Below are 6,852 nucleotides of genomic sequence, written 5' to 3'. Positions count from 1 at the left end.
ATTCGTCCTGCGCCCGGCTATCCGGCCTGTCCGGAGCATACGGAAAAAGGGGAGATTTGGAAGCTGCTGGATGTTGAATCAAATACCGGAATGAAGCTGACTGAAAGCTATGCGATGTGGCCGGGAGCGGCTGTGTCTGGCTGGTATTTCTCACATCCTGACACGCGTTACTTTGCGGTGGCACAGATACAAGATGATCAGCGTGACAGCTATGCCGAGCGCAAAGGCTGGGATTTGGTTGAAGCTGAAAAATGGCTGGGTCCAAACCTATAATGTTGCCTCGATAGGGAAATAAACAGGGCGCCGTTTGGCGCCCTGTTTGTTGTTAAGATCTATGAAGGTTTATTCGAATATTTTCTGATGCAGCTCTTTCACGACTGATTTGGCATCTTGTTCCTTAACGAGGAAGCAAAGATTGTGTGGGCTGGCACCATAGCAGATCATACGCAGGTTATAGTCTTCCAATGTCCCGAAGATTTGCTTGGCCGAACCTTTGGTGCTGCTCATCTGATTGCCGATAAGCGCTACGAGACACAGGCCTTGTTCAACCTCGACGCGGCACAGTTTGCTAAGCGCTTCAACTGCTTTTGGCGGTAGGGTCGGTGCGCCGCCGCCGGTATCGGTCTGATCCAGTGTTAGCGAGACACTCACCTCTGAAGTGGTGATGAGATCGACAGATATCTTGTGCTCGGCGAGAATACGGAACACTTCGGCCAGGAAGCCATAGGCGTGGAACATATTGAGGCTTGTCAGTGTCACCATTGTTTGGTTACAACGCAGGGCCAGTGCCCGAAATAGCGGCGCGTCATCAACGCTTTCACGGATCCATGTGCCGCCTTGTTCCGGTGCTTTGGACGAACCGATAAATACCGGGATCTGCTGGCGTACAGCCGGTACCAGGGTCGAAGGGTGGAGGATCTTGGCACCGAAGTTAGCCATTTCCGAGGCTTCGCTAAAGCTGATTTCTTTGATTGGCTTGGCCGCTGCCGCTATACGGGGATCGGTGGTGTACATTCCCGGCACATCGGTCCATATCTCCAGTGTTGATGCATCCACAGCCTCGGCTACCAGAGCCGCACTGTAGTCACTGCCCCCACGCCCCAACGTCGTGGTTTGCCCTTCGCTGTCAGAGCCAATGAACCCCTGTGATACCACGACCTGATTTTCCAGTAGCGGCTGGAGTTTGTCCGTCGCAAGCTGGCGAATGGCCTCAGGTTGCGGGATGGCTTTTCCGAACTGGCTGTCTGTTCGCATGATGTCACGAATATCGAAACGTACAGTGTCGACACCCATTTCATTGAGGATTTGGGTAAACAGGTGAGTGGATAGTAATTCACCGTGGGAAACCAGTTGGTCAGTTAACTGCACGCTTGGTTGCGAGGCTGCTTGTTCTGCTAATGTAGACACTGAGTCTAATAAGCTATCGATTTCTGAAGCCACCTTCTCTGGCGACTGCAGTTCGCTGAGCACGCTGTGATGAATTTGGCCTAGTCGCGTTAAAAGTTGTTGGCGACGGTCAGATTCAGTCACCCCATTGGCCAGTTCGACAAGCAGGTTAGTCACGCCGGAACATGCACTGATTAAGACGATACGGGCGGCTGGGTTATTCTTGATGATGGCGGCACTACGACTCATCGCCGTAAAATCGGCAACGCTGGTTCCACCAAACTTTGCAACAGTCAGGGCTGTGGCATGATTATCTACAGGGCTCAAAGCAAGTCTCCCAATAATAGTAAAATTATAACGAAAAATAGGGAATTTACTCGGGAGGGTATTCCCGACGTCCAATTGTCAGGAGAGCAGATAGGCGAGACGTATTGATAGCGCTACAACCAGAAGCTCCCCACCTTTCATTTAAGAAAGGTGACAGCCAGAAGGATTCAACCTTCGTGGCCGATACTGCAGGCCCCCTGTCCAGCAGTATCTCGGCGTTACTCCCCCTCTCGTATGCTGCCTTGGGGTGGGGCCCCGCAACATAGATACCTGGGTAACGCTCCTCTTCTGTTTTTACCCGATGATATTTTTCTCATCAGGGTGAACAAAAAACGATCTCCATTGAAGCGAATTTGTTGCTTGTTTGTCAATGCTTGTGTGGAAAATTATGCAAATAAATTGCAATAAACTTGCAAGGCAATTTGCATGCTTTTGCCACATGACTTGCTTCGCAATGAAATTCCTTTAATACTGGTTATCTGCGCGAAGGCCTGCTGGTGCGACAGTAGTGATTTAGTTACTAAGCATTTCGCTGGCATAGCATTGCGACCCTACACAGCTCTTCAGGGAATCACCGAACTCTTATAAAAGGGAGATACAATAATGACAATCGGTAGTTTTTATCCGCCACAACGTACATTAATGGGCCCAGGTCCGTCTGATATTTACCCACAGGTGCTACAGGCGCTGAGCCGTCCGACGATCGGCCACCTGGATCCTCTGTTTATCGGCATGATGGATGAGCTGAAGCAGTTGCTGCAATATGCTTTCCAGACCCAAAATACGTTCACTATCGCCGTTTCGGCCCCTGGCAGTGCCGGGATGGAAGCTTGTTTCGTTAACCTGGTTGAGCCGGGTGACAAAGTGATTGTCTGCCGTAACGGTGTGTTTGGTGAGCGGATGCGCGAGAATGTCGAGCGCTGTGGCGGCGTTGCTGTCATGGTGGACAATGCATGGGGCGAGCCGGTGGATCCGAGCCTGGTTGAGCAGGCTCTGGCGGCTAATCCGGATGCCAAAATTGTTGCCTTCGTCCATGCCGAAACATCTACCGGAGCCCTGACTGATGCCGAGGCGATTGCCAAGCTTGCCAGGCAGCATGATTGCCTGACAATTGTCGATGCCGTTACCTCGCTGGGTGGAGTACCCCTGCTGGTGGATGAGTGGCAGCTTGATGCCGTTTATTCAGGTAGCCAGAAGTGCCTGTCGTGTGTGCCGGGCTTGTCGCCGTTGACCTTTTCGCAGCGTGCTGTCGATAAGATCCAAAGCCGTAAAACACCGGTACAAAGCTGGTTCCTGGATCAAAGCCTAGTATTAGGGTATTGGAGCGGGGAGGGCAAGCGCAGCTACCACCATACCGCACCGGTTAATAGCCTGTATGCGCTGCATGAAGCGCTTGTTCTATTAAAGAATGAAGGTCTGGAAAATGCCTGGCAGCGTCATAAAGATGTTCATCTTGAGCTTCGCGAAGGGCTGGAAAAGTTAGGCATTGAGTTTGTGGTTGATGAAGCCAGTCGTCTGCCGCAGTTGAATGCGGTACATATCCCAGACGGTGTTGATGACGCCCTGGTACGCAAGACCTTGCTTGAGCGTTATAACCTGGAAATCGGTGCAGGACTTGGTGCGCTGGCCGGTAAAGCCTGGCGTATAGGCTTGATGGGTTATGCCGCCCGTAGTGAAAATGTCGCTTTGTGTCTGAAAGCCCTGGAAACAACACTGAAGTAATGCTTTAGCAATTACGCATTTGTGAAAAACGGCTACTTCGGTAGCCGTTTTGTTTTTGAGGAGATGCTAAGTTATTTCGTCGCTGCAGGCTGGTGTGTTTACTTACCTGTATCCGGAGCAGCCTGGCTCAGAATTGGCGTTGCCTCACTCGTGGCAAAGTCCATATTAGGAAACAGATATTGCGCCTCTTGCCGAATCTGCTCTGCCTGACTGGTATTGCCGAGCAGGTGATAGGCGGCGATGAGATTTTGATACAGCGCCGGACGAGGCCAGTTAACCGCTTTCTGTGTTGCCCATTGGATGTATTCATTGATCAGGGTCGGGTTGTTTGAACTCGCCCCAAGCTGAAGCTGAGTAACATGCAAATCCCATTCAAATCGATGTTTCCACGCCCAGGGGTTATTGACCTTGAGCAGGTAGTCAACATTGATCGGGCGTGTCGTTTCGTATTTTGTGAGCAGATGGCCAGAGTACAGTGTTGTGACCATAAAGCTGGTGGTGGCGATAGGTAACAGCAGAAACAATACGCGAATGGCCAGTACATAGTTTGCCTTGAACCGATAATACTTGGCTGTCAGGTTATCTACCCAATAGATCAGAATAATGAAGATCACCCAGTGTGCCAGAGAATGGTAAAAGGGGTATTCGAGCTGGGTATGCAGTGTTATCGGAAAAAATAGCCCCACCAACGCCAGCTGGGTTCCTTCACGGGCTTTCTTGATTTTTGCAAAGACGGCTGCCGCCGCCAGGAGCAGTGCCAAGAGCGGGATGACCCCTCCCTCAGATGCCCAGTAAAGCAATTCATTGTGCGGATGATCGAGCGCAGCCATCCCGAAATGTTGCTCGGGATCGGCATGATGCCATTGGGCTGTTTGGGTAATGAATGACGTTTCAAATGTACCGTAGCCATAGCCTGTCAGCGGCTGTTTCAAAAACATATTGAAGGCTTGCGGAATATGAATGGAACGTGCGCTCTCCAGGCTGACCTTTTTCTCAGCGGGCGTCCAGCCCGTGCTGCTCGTTAGGTTCCAGGATGCACTCAGACCAAGCGCTATCATTAGCAGCCACATCCGGTACGGTGCCTTGGCAGCAAAGCGACGCAGGTAGGGGATCATCAACCCGGTACCGATAATGGCTCCCAGCCAGCCAGTACGGGAGCTAAGTACAACCAGCATGGGAATGGTGATAACAGGCGTTAGCAGCAAAAACAGCTGTTGCCAGGACCACTTGCCACGGTACATCGGGATACGAGCCAGTAAGTAAGCGGATAACACCAAACCGGTCGCCAGGAAGCTGGCCATCACATTGGGTTGTTGAAAAATACCGTAAGGACGGTTGCCAATGGTGTCGTAGCCCATCCAGTTATCGGGCTCTAGCCATATAAACTGGTACCAGCTGAGAGAGGCCTGGATCCAGACCGCAATCAGAACCATCCATAACATGCGTTGGCGTTGACTATGGGTGAACGAAAATTGCTGCAGGCAGATGAAAAATATCAGCCCGGCCCAAAGGGCCAATAAGCGGTTGATCACCTCTGAACCGACAGCGTTTTGGTAAAAGGCCGGTACTGTCAGCAGAGTACAGCAGGCAATCAGAATCAAGGTCAGGCGGGAATAGCGCCAGGTCTTCTGGCGGCATATTTCGAACAGTCCGAAGGCAACAGCGAAGCTAAAGGGGATCCAGCTGGCAGCATTGAATGAGAGCTCCAGCCCAGAGCCCCCCGGGTTGTGCTGGAAGTAATGCATAGCCAGCAAAAAGAGGAAACCGATAGAGGCCAGAAACGGACGCACCATCGGTTTGCTTATCTTTTGTTCTGCCAGTCTGGTGCCTTGTACATGTAACACAGTCATGGTGATTCTGAGCCTGTTGAGCTTGTTCTGATACTAAACAGGCTGATTGATACCAGCCTGAGTGTTATTTGTCATGCCTTATTTTGCTTTATTGCGTCAGACTTGGCAGCAATGGTTTGAGGAAGCGTGCCGTATGGGAGCCATCAACCAGCGCGACTTGCTCCGGTGTGCCTGTTGCAACAATTTCACCGCCTCCGCTGCCGCCTTCCGGACCGAGATCGATGATCCAGTCGGCTGTTTTGATCACATCGAGATTATGCTCGATAACAACAATAGTATTGCCGTGATCTCTCAGGCGGTGCAGTACCGACAGCAGTTGCTGAATATCATGGAAGTGTAAGCCAGTTGTCGGCTCATCCAGAATATACAGGGTTTTTCCGGTATCACGCTTGGACAGTTCTCGGGCTAGTTTAACGCGCTGTGCCTCACCGCCGGACAATGTTGTCGCTGCCTGACCAAGCCGGATATACGATAAGCCGACATCGATTAATGTCTGCAATTTTCTCGCGATTGCTGGAACCGGATCAAAGTATTCCCTGGCATCTTCCACCGTGAGCTCCAGGACTTCGTCAATACTCTTGCCCTTGTAGCGGATCTCCAGCGTTTCGCGGTTATAACGCTTGCCCTTACACGAATCACAAGGCACGTAGACATCCGGCAGGAAGTGCATCTCTACCTTGATCACCCCGTCACCCTGGCAGGCCTCGCAGCGTCCACCTTTCACATTAAAGCTGAAGCGGCCTGGCTTATAGCCTCGGGCGCGGGACTCCTGCGTACCGGCAAACAGCTCCCTGATAGGGGTAAAGATCCCGGTGTAGGTGGCAGGGTTGGAGCGTGGTGTACGGCCAATCGGGCTCTGGTCGATATCGATAACTTTGTCGCAGTGCTCCAGATCATGGATCTCGCGGTACGGAGCGGCATCGCCGGATGTTGCGCCATTTAACTGGTGGTGGGCAATGCGGAAGAAGGTATCGTTGATAAGGGTTGATTTACCAGAGCCTGATACCCCGGTGATACAGGTGAACAGGCCGACCGGAATTTCAACGTCGACATTTTTCAGGTTATTACCGGTTGCGCCCAGTAGCTTGACGGTCTTCTCCGGGTTGAACTCGATACGCTGCTCGGGCACCACAATCGACTTGGTACCGCTGAGGTATTGTCCGGTCAATGAGGTTTCAGCGTCAAGAATATCATTCAGTCCACCTTCGGCTATCACCTGGCCACCGTGGACACCGGCTCCCGGGCCGATATCGATAACATGGTCGGCGGTGCGGATGGCGTCTTCATCGTGTTCGACCACGATGACGGTGTTACCGAGATCGCGCAGGTGGGTCAGGGTCTTTAGCAGGCGCTCATTATCACGCTGGTGGAGACCGATTGATGGCTCGTCGAGGACATACATAACACCCACCAGGCCGGCACCAATCTGGCTGGCAAGACGGATACGCTGTGCCTCTCCCCCCGACAGTGTTTCGGCACTGCGAGAGAGGTTGAGGTAGTTCAAGCCGACGTTGACCAGGAAGTTGAGGCGGTCACAGATCTCCTTGAGCACTTTTTCTGCGATCTG

Annotated in this window: 5 protein-coding genes and 1 riboswitch; of the genes, 2 read left to right on the top strand and 3 right to left on the bottom strand. The window is 52.0% G+C overall.

Going from position 1 to position 6,852, the window contains the following annotated elements; translation table 11 throughout:
• Positions 1 to 273, top strand: a 273-nt coding sequence (locus tag MHN01_RS11995; RefSeq protein ID WP_239411563.1) for a vitamin B12 dependent-methionine synthase activation domain-containing protein, incomplete at its 5' end; no start/stop codon positions are given.
• A gap of 69 nt (positions 274 to 342) precedes the next feature.
• On the opposite strand, the gene lysC is transcribed toward MHN01_RS11995, so the two are convergent.
• Positions 343 to 1,713 carry a lysine-sensitive aspartokinase 3 gene (lysC, locus tag MHN01_RS11990; RefSeq protein ID WP_255725176.1) on the bottom strand — a complete coding sequence of 457 codons (1,371 nt, stop codon included), beginning with the start codon at positions 1,711 to 1,713 and terminating at the stop codon, positions 343 to 345.
• Between the two features lie 115 nt (positions 1,714 to 1,828).
• Positions 1,829 to 2,009, bottom strand: a riboswitch (Lysine riboswitch).
• Positions 2,010 to 2,316: 307 nt separating this feature from the next.
• On the opposite strand from lysC, the gene MHN01_RS11985 reads away from it, so the two are divergent.
• Complete coding sequence (locus MHN01_RS11985) at positions 2,317 to 3,435, top strand: alanine--glyoxylate aminotransferase family protein (RefSeq protein ID WP_239411562.1); 1,119 nt, start codon at positions 2,317 to 2,319, stop codon at positions 3,433 to 3,435.
• Positions 3,436 to 3,533: 98 nt separating this feature from the next.
• Here MHN01_RS11985 and MHN01_RS11980 read toward each other — a convergent pair whose 3' ends face one another.
• Positions 3,534 to 5,285 (bottom strand): PglL family O-oligosaccharyltransferase, encoded by a 1,752-nt coding sequence (locus tag MHN01_RS11980; RefSeq protein ID WP_239411561.1) that lies wholly within the window; start codon positions 5,283 to 5,285, stop codon positions 3,534 to 3,536.
• An 88-nt stretch (positions 5,286 to 5,373) separates the two neighbouring features.
• Positions 5,374 to 6,852 (bottom strand): excinuclease ABC subunit UvrA (gene uvrA / locus MHN01_RS11975; RefSeq protein WP_239411560.1); only part of this gene is annotated, 1,479 nt, incomplete at its 5' end.

The sequence above is a fragment of the Photobacterium sp. OFAV2-7 genome (assembly GCF_022347985.1).
In the GTDB taxonomy this organism is placed as follows: domain Bacteria; phylum Pseudomonadota; class Gammaproteobacteria; order Enterobacterales; family Vibrionaceae; genus Photobacterium.
The sequence above is the reverse complement of the archived record's forward strand: the minus strand, read 5'-3'. Positions and strand labels throughout refer to the sequence as shown.